Origin of the sequence: uncultured Tenacibaculum sp., assembly GCF_947494125.1 — a bacterium.
Classification (GTDB): domain Bacteria; phylum Bacteroidota; class Bacteroidia; order Flavobacteriales; family Flavobacteriaceae; genus Polaribacter.
On sequence record NZ_CANLTU010000007.1, the window covers coordinates 171,234 to 190,967 of the forward strand.

At 27.0% G+C, this 19,734-nt stretch carries 16 protein-coding genes; 7 read left to right on the forward strand and 9 right to left on the reverse strand.

Annotation, left to right across the window (positions count from 1 at the left end; genetic code table 11):
* Positions 1-3,222, reverse strand: a complete 3,222-nt coding sequence (locus Q0881_RS12725) for a TaqI-like C-terminal specificity domain-containing protein (protein ID WP_299160863.1) — start codon at positions 3,220-3,222, stop codon at positions 1-3.
* Between the two features lie 219 nt (positions 3,223-3,441).
* Here Q0881_RS12725 and Q0881_RS12730 point away from each other — a divergent pair, with 219 nt between their 5' ends.
* The 7 genes from Q0881_RS12730 (at position 3,442) to Q0881_RS12760 (ending at position 9,852) form a co-directional block, all read left to right on the forward strand.
* Positions 3,442-3,639, forward strand: coding sequence for a hypothetical protein (locus tag Q0881_RS12730; protein ID WP_299160866.1), 198 nt, complete (start codon positions 3,442-3,444; stop codon positions 3,637-3,639).
* 158 nt (positions 3,640-3,797) lie between these two features.
* Positions 3,798-4,439: a response regulator transcription factor gene (locus Q0881_RS12735; RefSeq protein WP_299160869.1), complete on the forward strand. Its 642-nt coding sequence runs from the start codon at positions 3,798-3,800 to the stop codon at positions 4,437-4,439.
* A gap of 73 nt (positions 4,440-4,512) precedes the next feature.
* Entirely contained in the window at positions 4,513-4,689 is a 177-nt protein-coding gene (locus Q0881_RS12740; protein WP_299160872.1) for a hypothetical protein, read from the forward strand.
* The gene (locus Q0881_RS12745; RefSeq protein ID WP_299160875.1) at positions 4,649-5,371 is read left to right on the forward strand and encodes a hypothetical protein; all 723 of its coding nucleotides are present in this window, start codon (positions 4,649-4,651) and stop codon (positions 5,369-5,371) included. Before Q0881_RS12740 ends, Q0881_RS12745 begins: the two co-directional genes overlap by 41 nt.
* 378 nt (positions 5,372-5,749) lie before the next feature.
* Positions 5,750-7,171, forward strand: a complete 1,422-nt coding sequence (locus Q0881_RS12750; RefSeq protein WP_299160878.1) for a hypothetical protein — start codon at positions 5,750-5,752, stop codon at positions 7,169-7,171.
* An 8-nt stretch (positions 7,172-7,179) separates the two neighbouring features.
* Entirely contained in the window at positions 7,180-9,363 is a 2,184-nt protein-coding gene (locus Q0881_RS12755; RefSeq protein WP_299160880.1) for a hypothetical protein, read from the forward strand.
* Positions 9,364-9,852 carry a hypothetical protein gene (locus tag Q0881_RS12760; protein ID WP_299160883.1) on the forward strand — a complete coding sequence of 163 codons (489 nt, stop codon included), beginning with the start codon at positions 9,364-9,366 and terminating at the stop codon, positions 9,850-9,852.
* Positions 9,853-10,247: 395 nt separating this feature from the next.
* Here Q0881_RS12760 and Q0881_RS12765 read toward each other — a convergent pair whose 3' ends face one another.
* The 8 genes from Q0881_RS12765 to Q0881_RS12800 all read right to left on the reverse strand — a co-directional run bounded on the left by Q0881_RS12765 (position 10,248) and on the right by Q0881_RS12800 (position 19,512).
* The gene (locus Q0881_RS12765) at positions 10,248-10,796 is read right to left on the reverse strand and encodes a hypothetical protein (RefSeq protein WP_299160885.1); all 549 of its coding nucleotides are present in this window, start codon (positions 10,794-10,796) and stop codon (positions 10,248-10,250) included.
* Positions 10,797-10,805: 9 nt separating this feature from the next.
* Positions 10,806-13,028: a hypothetical protein gene (locus tag Q0881_RS12770; RefSeq protein WP_299160887.1), complete on the reverse strand. Its 2,223-nt coding sequence runs from the start codon at positions 13,026-13,028 to the stop codon at positions 10,806-10,808.
* Between the two features lie 9 nt (positions 13,029-13,037).
* The gene (locus Q0881_RS12775; RefSeq protein WP_299160890.1) at positions 13,038-14,453 is read right to left on the reverse strand and encodes a T9SS type A sorting domain-containing protein; all 1,416 of its coding nucleotides are present in this window, start codon (positions 14,451-14,453) and stop codon (positions 13,038-13,040) included.
* 832 nt (positions 14,454-15,285) lie between these two features.
* Positions 15,286-16,482 (reverse strand): primase-helicase family protein, encoded by a 1,197-nt coding sequence (locus tag Q0881_RS12780; RefSeq protein ID WP_299160892.1) that lies wholly within the window; start codon positions 16,480-16,482, stop codon positions 15,286-15,288.
* A 6-nt stretch (positions 16,483-16,488) separates the two neighbouring features.
* Positions 16,489-16,809 (reverse strand): hypothetical protein, encoded by a 321-nt coding sequence (locus Q0881_RS12785; RefSeq protein WP_299160894.1) that lies wholly within the window; start codon positions 16,807-16,809, stop codon positions 16,489-16,491.
* A gap of 1 nt (position 16,810) precedes the next feature.
* Positions 16,811-17,104, reverse strand: a complete 294-nt coding sequence (locus tag Q0881_RS12790) for a helix-turn-helix domain-containing protein (protein ID WP_299160896.1) — start codon at positions 17,102-17,104, stop codon at positions 16,811-16,813.
* Between the two features lie 227 nt (positions 17,105-17,331).
* Positions 17,332-18,246: a hypothetical protein gene (locus Q0881_RS12795; RefSeq protein ID WP_299160899.1), complete on the reverse strand. Its 915-nt coding sequence runs from the start codon at positions 18,244-18,246 to the stop codon at positions 17,332-17,334.
* A 9-nt stretch (positions 18,247-18,255) separates the two neighbouring features.
* Positions 18,256-19,512: a tyrosine-type recombinase/integrase gene (locus Q0881_RS12800; protein WP_299160901.1), complete on the reverse strand. Its 1,257-nt coding sequence runs from the start codon at positions 19,510-19,512 to the stop codon at positions 18,256-18,258.
* Positions 19,513-19,734 lie beyond the last annotated feature (222 nt).

The window sequence follows — 19,734 nt, forward strand, 5'->3', positions numbered from 1 at the left end:
TTAAGAATTTTCTACAATTTTTATTTCATCTTCTGTTAAACCATATAACTCATACACCATAGCATCTATTTCTTTATCTGTTTGGTTGATTTGGGTTTGTAAGACTTGTGCTTTTTGTTTGTTTTCTTCAAAGAGGTCTAACCACTCAAACCCATCTTTTTTGGTTAAAGTAGGTACTTCGGTTGTACTTTCTAAAATACCTTCTACAACTTGTTTGACTCTTAGTTTGTTATTTGTTTTTATGGCTTTGTTAAGCTCTTTGATAAAATCTCCAAACTCTAACTCATGCCAGTTTTGTAGTTTTTTGGATAGTTTTTCTAGCTGAAAGGTTTGGTGAAGATATTTTTGGAATTTTATTAATAAACTATCTAATTCTGGCTGAATAACTAGCATCCTTAAACCTAATGATTCTAAAGATTTCTTTTGCAAGTCATTTGATTTTGGTAAAGGAAAAGCACCCAACTTATCTAAACTAATTTTCGCAAAAACTTTACCTTTTATATCGTGAAGTAATCTATAAAGAAATGTTGCTGAATTTGAATTTAAAATTGTTAGCAGGTAATCTAAACTATAATCATCATCCATTTGATAGATACCATGAACTAAGGTATCAAAATAATAATTATTTGAATCTTTGGTTGCAATAAATCTATCACCAGTTTTACGAACCATGATTTTTTCATTCTCAAATAAATCTGATGTTCTCAAAGCAAAATCAATTCTATTCTGCTTCTTCATACCTTCTTTACTTTGTATATCTTCTAAAGTTAAACTCTCTGCTATATTTGAATCGTAATTTATATATTGACCTCCCCAATTAATTGTATACCTATTAAATTCTTTACCCCATACTATAGGTTTATGATTCTCTGTTAAACAATTGTCAGAAATCAAAATATTCTTAATATTACCAGGGTTTAAACCGTTTTTAAGTTTGTAAAAATCCTTAATTGTTTTTAACTTATTCAACCTTTTATGTAAGTTATCAGTTCCTTCTGCTACAGGTGAAATTTCGTAGTGAGGTATCTCTAAAAAAAACTTTTGGGATATATTGTTGTAAATACATTTTTGGTTTTCATAATCAAAATAAGAATTAGCTGAAATTAGCTTGAAAGGTTCTTTAACGTTTACCTCTTTCATTATCTCATATTTCAAGATTAAACTACCACCAACTTCTGCATCTGGAAAAATTTTATCAGAAATCATAAAAATTTCGTGAATCTTCGTATTAGATAATAAATAACCTCTTACGTCTTTATAATAAGTGTTAAACAGTAATGATTTTGGAATAATAAAATGTATTATTCCTTTATCGAAGATTTGAGACATTCTCTCTATAAATAGAACATATAGATTAATTTTATAATTTGTTAATGGAAAATATTTTTTATAATAATTTTCCTCTTCTTTAGATAGAAAAATACCATAAGGCGGATTCCCAATAATCACATCAAAACCACCTTTTTTAAATACTTTAGGAAATTGTGTTTCCCAATTAAAAGCTTTATCTCCTGCAACTGCTTTACTATCTATTAAAGAGTTACCGCATTTAATATTAGAGCTTAAATCGTTTAATTTACGGCGTGGTTGTGCGGTACGTAGCCATAGAGATAGTTTTGCAATTTCTACAGATTCTTCATTTAAATCAACCCCATAAATATTGTTTTCTAAAATGGTGTTTTCAATATCAGAAAACACAATACCGCCTCCTAATATTTTAGCTTTTAGCTCATCAATATAGGTGTGTTCTTTTATTAAAAAATCTAAAGCTTGGTTTAAAAAAGCTCCAGAACCACAAGCAGGGTCGCAAATAGTTAGTTGTAGCAACCAATCTCTATACGCATCTAAAACAGATACTAATTTTGTAATAGTTGCTTTTTTTCGATTTTTACGTCCTTTAAAATACTCTTCTTCTTTAAAACCTAGTTCGGTTTTCTTTTCATTACATAACTTACCAACCGTATTTTCTACAATATATTTGGTTATGTATTTTGGTGTGTAAAAAACTCCGTCTTTTTTACGTTTAGATTTTTGCTTATCAAAATCACCACCTTCAATTTCGGCATTTACACTTTCAATTTCATTTAATGAGTTTTCGAATATATGTCCTAATATATTTACATCTACCTGACTTTCGAAATCGTAGGCTGCTAATTTACTAGTATGCTTGTATAATAGTTGGTTATCTATTTCTAAACTATCTAAGATTTTATCTTCTTTAAATAGCCCACCATTATAGGCGTATATTTCGGCTCTTTTAGTTGTTCCTGCTCTACCTTGGTCTAAGTGATTAAAATATTGTTTAAAAAGATTGTACAATGGTCGGTCGTCTCCAAAATCTACATCAGCTTTCCATTTATTTAATATTTGCTGTGTGCTGTTTGGTGGTAATAAACCACGGTCTTCTGCAAAGAAAATAAACAGATAACGGTCTATTAATTTTTGTGATTTTTTAAAAAGTGTAAGTTTTACGTTTTTTTCTAAATGTTGTAATTCTTTTTGCTCTTCTTCTGTTATTTCTTGTTTTTGCGTTTCAATTGCACGCAATTGCGCTTCACCTTTTAATTTCTTTGCGTTGCGTTTTACTAAATCGCGATATAATTCTCTTTTAAATACGGAATAGTCTTTATAAAACTGTTTTGTTATTTGTTCTTCTTCTACTACCGATGCTTCTTTTATTTTAAAAGGAAGGTTATTTATTATATTTTCTTTTTGTAAACATAAGTACAGTAATGAAAAACGTTCGGGCGATAAATCAAATAAATTAAACTCTTCAAACTCGGTTGCGTCATTAATATAAAAACGCAATTTCTCGAAGTTAGAAGTTACCACATATACACATCCTTTTTGATTAGCTTTATAATCAAAAGCTTGCTTACGAATACTTTCTAAATCTTTGGTTTTTGTTCCTTTTAGTTCTATAACTCCAACAGCAATATCATTATGTAATATTGCTCCGTCTGCCTTACGCGCATTGTTTTGGTTTTTATATTCTGCTACAAGGTTATATTCAGCCTTTGGTTTTAAAGTATAACCTAATACATTTACAAAGAGTTCTGTTAAAAATATACCTTGATACTCTTCTTCTTTTGAGCTACGTATATTTTCTTGTATTGTTTGATTTAAGAAATACTTAGTGTATTTTTTATATGCTTTCTCTAAAGTTTTTTTATCAAGTAATTGTAAATATTGTTTTAATACTGAGGTTTGGAATAATGACATTAATAGCTATTTTTTTATAAACTATAAATGTAAGAAAATTTGATTCTTTTTAATACGGGTCACCTCAATTTAGCATAAGAAATTCACTTTTAATCAAAAAATAATGTAATTAATTTTAATGATAAAAAACAAAAAACTATTAAAAAACAAAGTATATAAATAATATTAACTATACCCTTAAATGAAATAGTTCTGTTTTTAACATCAAAAGCAACAGCTTTGCAACAAAAATGCAACAAAACTGCAACAAAGAACAACAGCTTGCAACAAAACTGCAACAAAGAGCAACAGCTTGCAACAAAACTGCAACAAAGAGCAACAGCTTTGCAACAAAAACGCAACAAAGAGCAACAGCTTTGCAACAAAAACGCAACAAAGAGCAACAGCTTTGCAACAAAACTGCAACAGTGTTTTTAGAGTTTATTTTCTTTATTAAAACCACATATTTCGAACCATAATTTATGTGTACTTTTATTATTTTTTTAAAGGTAATATCGCTTTTTTATCATTTGAGACAAACGTCCTCTTTCTAACTAAAGTTAATCTTTTACATTTGTTGAAATTAGATGAATTAAATGAAAGTATTTTTAGTAGATGATCATCCAATTGTTATTGAAGGATATAAAGCTATGATGAAAGTCGAAGGCTTAAATGTAGTAGGTTCTTCAACAGATGGATTTGGTCTTATGGAATGGTTAGATAATAACTATTGCGATGTACTTCTTTTAGATATTTCTATGCCGTATTACAATGGTTTAGATGTATTAAAGCATTTAAATGAAAAGTTCCCCAAAGTTAAAACAATTATGGTAACTAGTATTTGTGATGGATATACAATACAGAAAGTTATTGAACTTGGAGCTAAAGGTTATGTGCTAAAAGAAGAATCAGGCGATTGTATTGTTAAAGCTATTAAAACAGTTTATAATGGTAAACTTTATTTCTCTGAAAAATCAAGAGATGCAATTATAAATATGCAGTTAGAAAGTTCTACTGGATTGTTATTAACTGATGTATTATCAAATAAAGAAATTGAAGTTATGCAGTTTTTAGTAGAAGGGTTTTCCTCCGATGAAATCAGCACTAAACTTGGAATTACCAAAAGTGCCTACAGGAGTAGTACTGAGAGAATTCGAAGGAAATTAGAAGTAAAAGATAATGTTCAATTAGCGCTTTTAGCGTTTAAACATGTAACCAATTTGTTTTTAAAGAAATAGAAATTAAGCATATTATCAGAGCTAGTATTTTTAATCGTATTTTTAAAGCTAATTTTTTTTAAACTTTATAAATATGAAATCATTATTAAGAGTAGTAGCGTTAGTTTTTGTTTTAGGTTTTATCTCTTGCACAGACAATGATAAACTAGTACCAGAAAATGCAACAACAGAATTACAATCAATCAACAAAGGAGACTCAACTACAGACGATGGAGACGGAGTTGACAAACCGACAATGGACGAAGATTAGTCATATCGTTTTTTTTATTTGCTTTCCAATTATATTGGTAGTTTTCACCTATTCTTATAAATCTATTGATACAGTCTCTAGCTCTTATAAAGAAGCTAGTTTAGCATTCAATAAAGCTAAGAAGGAGAATACTATTGCTTTAAAACAAGTAAAGAACTATGCTAAAGGAACTTCAGTTTATAACAATTATAAAGAGGCATATGCTAAAAAGAAAGCTGCTTTTAATGTGTTAAATACTGAGATTAAAAATCAACAAGTTTTTGGTTTTGATTCCTCTCATTACTTTTGGGAACGACTGGGAAGAAATATAGTAGATATTCTATTATCATTGTTTGTTGTTTTTCTAGTGCTTAATTTTATATCAATAAAAAAGAATAAAATATTTTTTTGGGGTAGTTTATTAGTGTCATTAACTTATTTATCAACCAAGTTTTTTATTTTGTATTGGATTTTTAAGCAGTTTCAAGACTATAGTTTAGCAGCCTATATTTTTATAACTTTTGTAACGTCTTTTTGTATAGTTGTAGTTATGTTTTTATTGATGAGATACATTAAGTCTGAAGAGATTAGTCTAAAATCTAGCTTATTAGATTTAGCTAAATTCACTTTTAAAAACACCAAGCCAGAGAAACGAGAAGAGATGTTAAATCTTATACAAGAAATAGCTAAAACAAGTAAATAAATTTTTTCCCCTTAATTTTAATCCATTTGTATTTTAATGTGAATAACCTACATTGGATAATTTGTCCCAAAATTAAATTGTGGACGAGTTTATAAAAGTTATTTAAACTTAATGAAGCAAATAAAACATAGAGCTTAGTGACACTCATAAATATATTAATTAAACTTTTATAATTAAAAGTTTAATTAATCCTAAAAAGTATTTGCTCATTAAAGAAAAAAAAATAAATTTGTCACTGAAAAAGAAAAAATAATACAAGCTATGAATTCAACTACTTTACAAGACTAGAACAAAAACAATATCCTTCTTTTATTCTTAATCTTTATTTTAAAGGTTAACAGGATATTTATTGCTAAAATTTAACTTAAATATATGAAAATGAAAATTACCAAAATTATGTTGGTAGCGTTAATTCTTTTTTCGCTAACATCAAATGCTCAAGAGCAAAAAACTTATGATTGTTCCTTCTATTATAGAGAAGCTTTATTCTACTTACAAGGAGATGAATACACTAAAAAAGATCCTCAAAAAGCTATTGAATATTTAAAGCCTTGCGCAGAAAAGGGGTTTCCAAATGCTCAATTATTACTTGGTAGAATATACTCACTTGAAAGAACAGACGAAGCTGATAAAAAAGCTTTTCAATTGATTAAAAAAGCTGCTAAACAAGGAAATTCTATCGCTATGGCGGATTTAGGGGTAATGTTTAAATATGGAAGAGGCTGCAGGTTAAATTTTAATAAAGCTAGAAAATGGTTTAAAAAATCAGCTAAACAAGGGAATGATAAAGCAGCATATAGTTTAGGATATTTATACTTTAAAGGGTTGGGAAATATTACTCAAGATTATCATAAAGCAACAACATGGTTTAAAAAAAGTCAGTACCCTATGGCTAAATATTGGTTAGGTATTTGTTTTTATAAAGGTTATGGTGTAAGTAAGAATATTCAAAAAGCGAATGAATTATTAGGAACTAATTTCACAACTTCTAATGCATCAACAAATAACAATACTATTGGACATAATGATATTATAAACAAAATAACAATTAATGAAAAAAGTTTAAATACCCCAAGTACTATCGATGTTTTAGAGGATGATTTAATAGGTAAGTGGGATGGAAAATTAATTCAATTAGACTGGTCTGAGAATAATATTGAGAAAAAAAATAATATTTCCTTAGAAATAACACTTGATTCAAATTCGGGTGAATTAATTTCAGAAATCAACTTTAATAAACAAACAATAAAAAATAAAATTATAAAACTTGATAATTCTATTTATTTTGACGATACTTTTCTTACCCTTCATCATGAATCTTATAAAGATGAAATACCAACGACACTTTCTCATCAATTATTATCAGGAGATTTATTATTAAAAACATTAAATGGAACTCAGTATCTAATAATTAAAATGGATAGCTATGTTAATGACTGGAATGAGAAAGGAGCTCCAATCAGTTTAGTCTTATCTAAAAAAATTAAAAATAATAAAGAAGAGTTATCTGACGAGGCTTTAAAAGCATTATCAGAACAAAAAGAGAGCTTTATAAAATTGTTCCCTAGCCCTTTTGAAAAAGACTTAATTATTTCGTACAAACTTGATGATGCATCTAAAACTAAGGTATTAATTAATGATTTATATGGAAATGTCATATCTACTATTGAAAACTTCAAAATAAAAGAAAAAGGGGAGCATAGATATTTTTATAATGGCTCTGGATTAAAAAAAGGAATTTATGTAGTCAGTGTAATTGTTAATGATAAAAAGAATACAAGAATAATAATAAAAAAATAAGCTAAATAATGAAAAGAATAAAATTCAACATCACCTTATTACTACTTGTTATTTATTCAAGTATATCACTTTCTCAAACCCATAAAATTCAAATAATAGATGAATTCTTAATGAAAGAGAAAGTAGGAAATTCTTTACTTCCAAAATCAGGCACCTGTGGTATTAATACAGAATGCCCAGAAATAGGCAACTTTACATTTACTTCATCTAGTTCATTTGATAATGCATTAGCTAATCATAATTCGATAATTAGAGCCGCTTCTTTATCACATAGAACTTGGTTTAACAAACAGAAAGAGATAATTAAAAATCACCTTGAAAATAAATTTGGTGAACAATTTCCTACTTTTGATTTGGCTAAAAATAAAATGTTTTTTTATTCTGAAATAAATAATCTCAAAAGAGTTAGTATACCAGTAAGAGCAAAATATTCTAAATTAAAAAGTGACGGTTTTTATAGGCAAAAAACTCATATAAAAGAATTGAAATTATTAAAATTTAGAGAAACAGAAATTAAATCTGGTAATATTAACAATTCAGTATATGGTAATATTAAAGTAGGCAATATTTATTTAAAAGATTTAAAAAATTTAAATACATTAAATGAAAAATGGGGTCAGTTAGTTGATGAATTTAGCAAAAACACAGCGACTACCCATATTAATAATTATATCTATAAAGAAGTTGGCTCTCATAACCTAGATCTTATAGGTCAGGTTGTAAATCTTAAAAACAACTATTACAATCGTTTTAATGACTGGGATAAGTTAGATTTTCTTCAGTTTCTAATTAATTTTGAAAAAATTAAAAGCTTAAGTCAAAATTATGTGTCTTTAGTAGGAATAGAAGCAAGTCAATTAATTCAAAAATATTCTGGTGTTTATCAGTCTAATGAGAAAATAATAGAAGATAGCGCTATCAATAATAGAGGAGGAGGATACTCTGTTTTTGATAAACTATATCTGAATAAATTACTACATGAATCTGGTTTTTTCTCAGGTCACCCATATCCATGGATAGCAGAAGGAAATGCTAGAAAAAAATGGCAGGAATTAAAAGATAAAAGGTTAAATGAATTATTAAGTGGCTCATCAATTGGAGCAAATCCCAGTGTAGATTTTATTGTGAAAAATTTTAATATTTCCGACAAATATCAATTAATATGGTTAGATGACAATCCAAATAAAGCCATAGAAATAAAAAATACCTTGGGTAATAACGTTAATTTAAATAATATAAAATTTATTTCTCAAATATTACCTCAATTACAAGAAGGAGCTATAATAGCTAAATTTTTAGAAGATACAAATATTACTAATCATTTAGATAGGAAGTACTTTTACGATAATGATTTTATAGCTAAAGAGCTTAGAAAATTTGCAGAAAATAATAGTATTAAAGGAATTATTCCTTTGAATATAAAAAACACAATTATTGAATCACTTACTTTTTCCGTGAATATGGATGGATTTAATAAAAAAATTAATTCACCTTCATTTAATGCATTATCAAGCCCATGGTTAAAAATATTAAGAAGCTATGCACAAGCTTTAGAAAAATTAAAAAAAAGATTACCTGAACAAATAATTAAAGCACATATAAAATATCTAGATAAAGAGTTATCAAGTGCTTTAACAAAAACTGCTTTGGCAATAAATCATAAAGCAAATACAACAAAAGAAAGTAATAAAATATTTGAATTTAAAGATAATGGTAAAAATGGAGTAGGGATTTTACTATATGAGTTTGCTAACGGGTTAGGAAAAGATTTACGTGATTTTCCTTTCGATTATGACATGACAAAACAATTCTTATCTGGTAATGTACCAAACGACATTAAAGCTAATTTTCATAAAGTTTTAAGTAAAAAAGGTTTAACATATAATCAATTTATTGCAAACGGACAGAAAATTAACGGAGGATATTCTTTCAGTCCTGATCATACAGGGGTTGAAGATTCTTTTAATAAACATAAAAATGCGAACTGGGTACAATTTTTTATTGGAGGAGCTAGTGCTAAATATTCCCCTAGTCCAGATTATGGTTGGATTATTGTAGAACTTAAAAATGGAACAAGTAGGAATTCATTACTTTTGCATAAAGGAGAAAATTATATCAGAAATGGCTCAGGAAATAATTTACCTCTTTCAACTATTTGGCAAACATTTAGATTCAAATTAAAAATAAATTAAATGAAAAGAAAAACAGAGAAAACATATTTAACAAGATTATTTAGTTATTCATTTATTTTTCTATTTTTAATAAGTTGCTACATAGCTCCCTGTAATTTAGACAATGGAGTTGATGCACTTATTACAAAAAAAGAGCATACTTTTTTGGTAGGTGATTACGTAGTTGAAAAAATAATCAATAGTAAATTAAATACAGAAAATTCTATCATAAATATCAGAAAAAATGGAACTATAGAAATGAGTGATATTTCAACTAGTTTATTTGACATGACAATATTAGAAAGAAAAATAAATGTAAAAGGGAATTGGAAACTTATTCATGCTGAAGGAGAATATTTTTTATCATTATCTTTAAATTTTAACGAAAAGGATAAAATAGAAGATTATGGGACATCATGGAAGCTTTATGAAAAAAATGGAAGACCTGTTTTTCTTATTAAATTTGGTGATCCAGATGAATGTAATGGTGTTCGATTTATTAAAGAATAACCCATCTTCTTCTAGCACTCAGCAATTATTCGCTCAAAAGGAGCAGATAACTATAATAAATCAAAACTGCCCTATAATTTATTAGGGTGGTTTTTTGTTTTATAAAAAATAGTATTTTAACTAAAGTATTATACTTATTAATTTTACAACTACATACTGATTCTTTAATAAGAAAAAATTAAATTTGCTTATAGTTATTTTTCTTTTGACGATAATTAACTCACAGACAATGAATTCAATTCTGTGAGTCCTGATATCAATATACTATAAAATAAATACAACAATATTACCAGTTAGTCACCTTTTGCAAAAAAACTGGAAAAATTACCTTTCGTGTTAAAAAAGAGCTAAATGAATTTTCACCTAGCCCTTTACTCTTTATATTTATTTTGAATTTATTCTTTCTTAAAAACACCTTGATTAATAATCAACTGAATAGCAAGAGCCATAATTACTTGCCATAATGTATATGGGTTTAAAGCTTCATTAAATTCATATTTAAACATTGTTAATTTATGATACCAAACAGTAGTACAAAAAATTATTACTAACGAAATAATCGAACATAGCATTATATAAACTGTTAGTTTACTTTTTGCAAATAAAAAAAGGTATTTATAAAAAACAAACACTAATAATGGAGCGATTATAAAAGAAGAAATTACTATAGGTAAAACTTCTCTATAGTTAATGTTTAAGAATTTAAATAGTTCTATAAAAACAGGTAAGCTAGCATATGCTATAAAAAAAGCAACATAAGAAATAATTAAACTTATTACTACCCCTATATATGGGCTATATTTATATTGTTTCCAATTTGCAATTCCAATAACTAACCCAAAAGATAATGGATAATAATCAATACCTATTTTGACCATTGTAATTATAATTAGACAAATTACTGGAGGTAAAAAAATTTTTAAAAAAACTAATTTATTTTTCATAATACAAAGTTAATCACATTTTATTTGATCAATTGATTCATTTTTTTCAAGCATTTCTTTTAGTTTTGTTTTATCAAAACGTTTAGCTACTTTTTCTTTTACTGTTGCCTTTCCATTATATGCATTAACCCAATCTTTTATTTCGTTTTGTAAATTAGACCAAGTTTCTTCTCCAATATTATAATATGTATCTTCTTTACATTCATCAGTACCTGGTCCGTATAAAGTTAAATCGCCAACTCTAGCAACATCAACTGCTCTTGCATAAAGTTCCAAATTCCCATTTGAATTTGTTAAATAACCCCACTGACGATTTCCTGAAAAAGGTTGTGTTCCTGTGTTAACTGTAGCAATAGTAGAGCCTATCCAATATTGATTTGTAAAGGCTGAAATCATTATAGCTCCATCATCAGATACCAAACTACCAAAAACAACATCTCCCCAAGCTTTTATAGCAATTATAGCTGTTAGTGGATCTGTTGAATTCCATATATCGCCATCAACCTGATGATAAGGAAGGAAAGTCCAACTTATATCTGCTTTGTTATCAAGATCTAAGGGAAGATTACAACTGAATTGAAAATCGTCTTTAGATCCAGATGCTAAGTCTGTAAACTTAGCTTTATAAGCTTTGTATACTTCTGCATCTGTATCAGGAACTCCATTTAAATTAAAATCAGGATTTTTGGTAATTTCGACTCCATAATAATCTACATTAGCGGCAACTGCATTACCTGTTTTAAGAGGCTGATCATTGAACCCTTGCCCGAGTGAGTTAAGTCTGTTTTGACAAGACAAAGGTATAGTATGGTTATATAAAAATTTATAATTTTCAATATCAAGTCCATTCTTTTGAATACAATCTTCAAGTAATACAAAAGGGTTTTCTTTTATTAAATTAATTAATTCTTTATATCTAGAAAATTTAGCTGTTGGAATATCTTCAATTATGTTTAGAAACTCCATAATAAAAGCTTTCGTTTCATTATTAATTTGAGTGTTTATTCTATTTTCATTCGCTAGGTTAATTATTTCTTTAGCTTCGTTACTATATTTATATAGCCAGCTCTTTTGATTAGTATTAAGTCCTAGTTCTATTACCAAATTATCTGTAGCTAATCCTATATTACTTACATTATTAAGTAATTTTTCCATAGCTTCTCTAATTTGAGCCCTAAGCTGTGGGGCTATATTATCATCAAAAAAAGCTCCAGGCCCCATTCTACCAAAACCTCCTGCATTATTTTTAACAAAAGTTATCCTCTGATCATTAATATAATTAGGGTGAAATATTGTATAAACAGCCACGTCTTTCTTAGCGAAATTTTCGATAAAAGGTTGAGTTCCTATATCTAGGCTTCTAAACTTCTCAAATTCAGCAGGTAAAAGATAAGGAGGTGATGAGTATTTTTTAAATATTTCATAATGAAGCAGAACTTGCATTAAATCAAGTTTGTCCCAGTGATTAAAACCATCATAATAATTATTTTTCCCTTTTAAAACTTCAGAAAATAAATCTACTCCAAAATTAGAAATTCTTTCAATTATAGCTTTATTATAGTTTAAAACTTGATTGTGGCTACTAAAAACAGGCATTTGTATATTCCAATTAGTTTGAATACTAGCTAAGTCTTTAATTTCAGTAAGGGGAATTCCATTTACTTTTAAAAAACCAAATTCAGAATTATTTAGATTTCCCAAATTAATTTCAGCTTGCCGTAATCTTAATAACTTTAATTTTTTTAAAGATTGTTTTTCTTTACTTCCGCTTGCATAAACAGCTGATTGAAATTTACTTTTCACAATTGGAACATTAATATTAATGTTCCCTCTTTCAGAATATTCAAAAATAGCTTTCTTTGCCTCGCTAAAATTAGAGAATTGCTTGTTAAGTTTATTTTCAATTCCTGGTTTTATTATTTCATTTACCTGTCTATCATACCATGCATTTAAAGCTTTAAGTCTTGCTGCTTTAATAAATTTTTCATTTTGTAAGGCAGTAAAAACAAAGTTTTGATTATAATAAATAGCAATATCTGGTACTTCACAAGATTTTCCACTACATGGAGGTAAATAGCCTTTAAGACCTCCTGTTCCGTTATCTATAATTTTTGTTTTCTTTATAAACTCCCCTTCTAATTCTTCTGAAGGAAATTTCAACTTTTCAATTTGAGCTAACATACTAGATGCAAACAAAAAAAGTACAATAGTTAAAAATTTTATATATTTCATTTTAAAAGCTTATTTTTTTATTATAATTCTTGTTTTTCTTCCTTTACCTGTGTCTACTATTACTATATATTTACCTTTTGGTAAATTCACTCCATCAAAGAAGTATTGATAAGTTCCTGGCTCCTGAATACTAACTGGCTTAACAACTACTTCTTTGAAATTATTAAAATTTGTTATCATAACCTTAGTTGATTGCTTTTGATTTAATGAATAAGAAATTATTAAATCATTTTCAAATGGATTTGGATATAACTTAATAAATGAATTTTCTTGTTTTGAAAGAGCAGCCATAGCTTCGTTAGATAATTTTTCATTTGAATTTTTAAATTTCACATCTTTTTTCACAACAAAACTAATAGGAACACCTCGCTCATTCCATTCACTTACATGTGTTTCTATAGACCCAGTTAAATACTCCCCTGATTTTAAGCTTTTTAGAGACAAAGTAGAGGAAAGTATTTGATGTGTTAATTTTGAAGGGATCTCTTTTATAAAAGAAGTGTGAGGTAATTTAGTAGTGAATTCTTCAAAATATAAAGAGTTAGCTATTTGAGTAAAATTTACTTTTTGCTCTTGGTCATTTATTTTTACTTTCAAAATATTATTTTCTTTATTGTGATTAAACACAATCTCAAATGACACTTTATTCTCAATATTATTACCTGACCAGTCGAAAAACAATAAATCTCCTTTCCATGTTCCGTTTAGTTTTTTAGGAGTTATATTTTGAGAATTCAAAAAAATATTTTCTTCCTTTATAATTTCTTTTGAAGTTGAGGCAATATTTTCAGCATTTGTAGTCTGATAGTTTTTAACTTCTTCTTTAAAATTAGTCCTCAATAGTTCATTAGCTTTTGTAATATTTTTATTAACGCCATAGCCATAGTAATAACATACGCCTAGCCAATATTTAGCCATTGGGTAATCACTTTTTTGAAACCAGCTAACTGCTTTTGTGTAATTTTGTTTTATGTTTCCAAAACCTTTTAAATATAAATAACCTAAAGTGTAAGCTGCTTTATCATTTCCTAATTCAACAGCTATTTTAAACCATTTCCTAGCTTTGTTGTAGTTTAGAGCACACCCTTTTCCATACTTGTACAGTATACCTAAATCAGCAGCAGCAATTGGATTATTTTGTTTTGCAGATGCCTTAATTAATTTAAAAGCTCTATGGTGTTTATTTTCATTATTACTATTTAGTAAAATCCGTCCCATTATCAATTGAGCTAAAGGATCTTTTGCTTCAACGCATGGAATTAAATATTCAATTGCTTTTTGTTTATCTTTTTTAAAAAGTTCATTTCCTTCCAAATGAAAGACGGCTCTGTTCATGTTAAAATTGCAATCAATTTCTTTTTTTTGAGCATGTGACATTATTGCCAACAAGCAAAATATTCCTAAAACAATTTTTGTAGTTTTCATTTTCATTTTCATTTATTAATAATTAAGTTTAATTTTCAAAATAAGGTGCACGTTTTTATTCACCTTTAAATAAAAGGTGTAAATAAAAATTAGCTTATACAGGATAAGTAGTTTCATAGCTATTTTAATAAAATTTCTTCTTCGCTAGTAAATATATAAATCATTTTTTAAAAAAAATATTTTTTGTTTATTATTATTTTTAAAATAGTAAACGAGAATCACGTTATACGATGATTTCCGTTATCGACTTCGTCAAACTAACAGATTTCTCCTATTATTGTCAAGGATTTACAGATTATAAATATGTTTACAAAAAAAACATAACTAATACGCTAACTTACAACAACCAGCTTCATAAGAAATTATTTCTTTTAATAGTAAAAAAAAAATGATCTTTCAAAAATGTAATATTCCTATGGTTTAATATCAAATGATTATTATTCTATTTTGGTTAAATAGCAAGGGACAACAATTAAATTAGGGACAAAATAGTCGATTAAATAAACTCTGTTAAAACTTCTACACTAAAAAAACTATAAAGAAATTCTTCTAAAAAACATCAAAAAATGGAATTAATTTACAGTACGAGAGTAGAATAAAGTGAAGAGAAAAGATCATTAGTAATTACTTAGGGTTATTAAGAACGCTAATAAAATAATTAAACACTTGTATCACAGTTGAATACTCGAAGTAAACACCTAAACAACAACTAATTAATCACACAACAAAAGATCAACAAGCTGTCAACAATAAAGTTTACATTATATTTGTTGACAGTTTGTTGAATTACTGTTAACTATCGAAAGCCTTATACATATTAAGGTTTCTCTTTTTATTTGTCAACGGTCAACGATGTTTCAATAAAATCACTTTTCAGAAACTCATAGAATCTTCCTTTTCTAGTTTCAAAGTCTACTATTGTAGTTTGAGATGTATTTAAAGAAAGAAAATACTTTTTGTAGCTTCCATTTAAAGATTCTAATTTATAATCATCTTTTAAGCTCTTGGTAATTTTAAAACGAGTAGTTTTTATACCTTTATTTAATTTTTCAAATAAATCTGTCGCAGTATATTTTAAAACATCAACTTCAAAAGTTATAAAATCATCAATTATTATTTCTCTAATTTCCTGACTTAAGTATGTTTTATTTCCTTTAATAACTTTATCCAAAGCGGGCGTATAGATTTGCTGCTTTGTAAACCACATTCTAGTTTTTCTTTCTGAAATAATCTCTCTATTATTTAAAAAATGTAAAAATTGTGGAATTTCATTACTAAGCTTTTTAAGCATATCTACATCCTCTAACTTAAAAGAATTTACCTTAATTACCCAGTATCTAATTTCTTTCTCATCTATCTGAATAAAATTTTCTTCATTATTAGAACATAATATAAACTTTCCAAAAAAATTAGTCTCAACCTTATCTTTTCCTTTAGATTCTATTTTATATGAACCAGCAGTTGAAAGATTTTTTATCCGTTCACTATCTTCCCTCCTATCCAAAAGAACTTCATCAACAGAAATAATTAATTTAGACCCCCAATCACTATTAAATCGACTTCTAAAATCCTCATTTTTATTTATAGTCATGTTACCTTGAAATAATAACTTTAACCAATTTAAAAAAGATGTTTTACCCGTATTCCGAGAATTACTTACTAAACATAAAATTGGTAAAATTTGAGTGGGTTGTTGCCAAAGTATAGTAAGATAATCTAAGCCTAGTTCATACTGTTCTTGGAATATATGTTTTAAAAAAACCTCTGTTTTATCAAAGTTACCTTTTACTAATTCATGTTCTATTTTTTCATATTGATTATAAAAAGAGTTTATTTCTTGTCTATAATTTTGATGATCTGGAATAGTTATAAAACCATCATACTTTTTCACTAAGTTCAAAAAATCTTTTCCTTTATCTGTGATTATCTCTCCTTTTGTCCATTTAATTAAAGTTTTTGCAGTGTCCCCACTCAAAAGAGGAACACTACAAATCTTGTAATAATCTGTACCTATTCTAACGTAATCCATAATTATTTAGAGTTTAAAATTTAGGAAAACTCGATTAGGAGCTACATTATGCTTCCAATCAAAAAAAATGCTTGCACCTGTCAAAGACTTATCTTTTATATAATTACAGTCAATTTCTTTCTCTAATAATTGCCATTTAAACCTTGGATTAATTCCGATCAAATCTTTAATCTTATCAATCTCGTTTGCATAAAAATCTAAATGTTTAGTTAGAAGAGAATCAGAAATTCTATTGAACTTTAATTTATGTATTTCAGATTGCAGATTATCAGCTATAAAAATCAGATTATTTTCTCCTAATTCACTGTCTAGTTTAAAATCTCCCATCTTACCTACGGTATTTTAAAGATTTAACTTCCTTTAGTGTATTTTCTAACCCTTCTAAATTAATTACAATCCTTCTTCCTATTTTAGAAGCGTCAATTAAACCCTTCTTTATATAGTTTCGTATAGTTAACTCTGTAACGTTAAGTCTTTTTGCTGCTTCTTTTACGGTTACATTTTCTTTTTGAGGATTTAACTTGCTATTTATTAATTCTTCTAATGGATTGATTCTAATTGATACTGCTGAATCAATCATGCCAAGAAGTTCTTCAGGTGTTGTTATTATTATTCCTTTCATAATATGATTATTTTAAATTAATATTTAAAAACATATCATATTCAGTAATTACTAATATCCATGGATTGAATATTTATGTTTTATTACTGCAAAGATTAGTAGTTTAATGATAAAATTAAAGTCTTTGGAGTAAGCTCGGAGCATGCTTGGAGTAAACTAAAACACTAAATAACAACTATATAACCAGTATTAAATTTAAAACAACAGGAGTTCTTGGAGTAATAAAATTACATTTTAAACAATTCATGATTTAAATACTCCGCAAAACTATTCAATTTATAAACTTTACACTTTTCAATCACAATTTTAAAATTATTCTTTTTCTTATTCTTTGATACACTATAATAATCGTACCCTCCATGATATTTTTCATAAGTGGTATCTTTAACCTTGTTAAGTTTTTTATTTGTAAACGCTTCACAAGACATTTTTAAAATTAGAGTTACTTCATAGGCTGATAGTTTATTTTCTTGTGATCTTTCGTGTTTAAATAAATAATGAATTAAGATAAATTTTTCGTTTTCAGTAAAAGGATTATCATAATTTTCCTTATTCAATTTAATATTGTCTACCTTTATTTTAGCTTTTTCCACAGGCTCTTCCGAAGCAATACTTTTCTTATTTTTAGCTTTTAAGATTTCAGATTGTTCTTTACTTAAAACCAGCACATTTAAATCATCTTTAATATATTTTATATCAAAAAAATCATTCACTTTTTCTTGATCTAACACAGAATAAAAAAATTCTAGGTTTTCACTAATAAAACTACTGTAACTATGAAGTACTAAAAATTTTGAAAAATACTGAAGAAAATGACTAAAATCCTTATACTGTGCATATTTTTCATTATCCAAAAAATATTTATATATATCTCTGTTTATTATATTTTCTACCCTATCAAATTTATATTCCTTATTCATATAACCCAAAGACATACCTGTCAAAGATGTTTCTTTACCTTCTTTATTATCATTTTCTTTAATATCAATAATTTTCCCTTGAATTTCACTTCTATACCTAGAATATAAATCATTTGCCATTTCTGGAGATCCATAGTCTTTTTCAATTCTTTCTATAATCTCTTTTTTAAAAGCTGATAGTTCCTTATTATATAGCTTTATAAATTCTTTTCCGTAATTCATTTTAATAATTTAATCGTTTTTGGGGATTTCAAAATCAAAAGTTTCATTAACAGCATCTTTTACATCCTCGTTTGAAACTTGGTAATATTGGTTAAGTGTTTTCATATCGTTATGACCAGAGATTTCAGCAATCAACTTATCACTTTTACCCTTTCTTTTCATCATAGTTATAAATGTTCTTCTAGCCGTGTGCGAGCTTATTCGCTTATAAAAAGGAATTTCTTCTCGTATTACTTCTTTACCTCTAGTAGATGTTTTCTCTACATTGTGCGTATAACCAGCATCTTTAAAAACATCTTTTATATAATCATTATGCTTTTGATTAGCTATTAAAGGTAAACTATAATCATACTTATCTAAAATATATAACGCAATACCACTCAAAGGAATTTCCCTACTCTTTTTACCTGAGCTTTTCTCTTCTTTCAGTAATAGTGTTTTACCATTTATGTTATTTTTAGAAACAAATTTTAATTCTCCAAATCTCATCCCTGTAACACAAGAAAAAACAAATATATCTCTTACTCGCTCTAATTTTTTAGAACTCATTTCTGTTTTTAATAATATTTCCAAATCTTCTTTTCTTAATGCAATTTGATTTGTTATTACTTTAGGTTTCTTTTTGAAATTTATAAAATCTGCTTTGTAAGTATGTCCGTTTTTTAATGCCCAAAAAAGAAACGTTTTAACTAACCCTACATTTCTTGAAAATGTATTATTTATATGTCCTCTATCAACCATACAAAAATCGGTAAACTCAGTATAAAATTTTTGATTAATCGTATCAAATGTGATTTTGAATTTTTTAGTTTTCTCAAAATCTTTTAGCATGTTTTTTATATTATCATACCTTTTTATTGTTGCCTTAGACCACTCTTGATTTTTTTGTTTAAATGACATAAACTCATCATAAGCGCCATAAAATTTATTTTTACCAACAGCAACTCTCTTGAACTCTTTATCAAATTCTTGTCTAACTTTTTCTACAGTTAATTCTTGATTTGTATTCTTATAAATTTCCGTAACAAGTGTAAATAAATTAGAATATCTATCTAATTGCCTTTTTATAGTTCTATGACTATCGGCTTTAGAAGTTCTTCCAGTTAAATTATTTGGTTGTCTATTTTTAAAATCCCATTCTTTTGGATGAATAGATTCTCCTGTAGAATACACAAATCGCTTCCCTTCTTTTTTAAAATAGGCTTTTAAATAAATTAAAGTTGCTCCGTCTTTATTTTTATCTTTTAGATTAAATGCACTTGTCATTGTTAAATAGGTGTCAATTTAGGTGACAGTAAAGGTAACATTCAATAGATAAATGACCATAAAACAAATAATAAAATTTTAAAGAAATCAACGTTTACAGTAGTTACAATAACACTTAAAGCATAATACGGCAAAACAAGGTCAATACTCGGCGTCTCCACAAATAACCTCGTAAGTCATTGATTTTGCGGGGTTTTTTATTTTAGTGGTGCTCCATAGTAT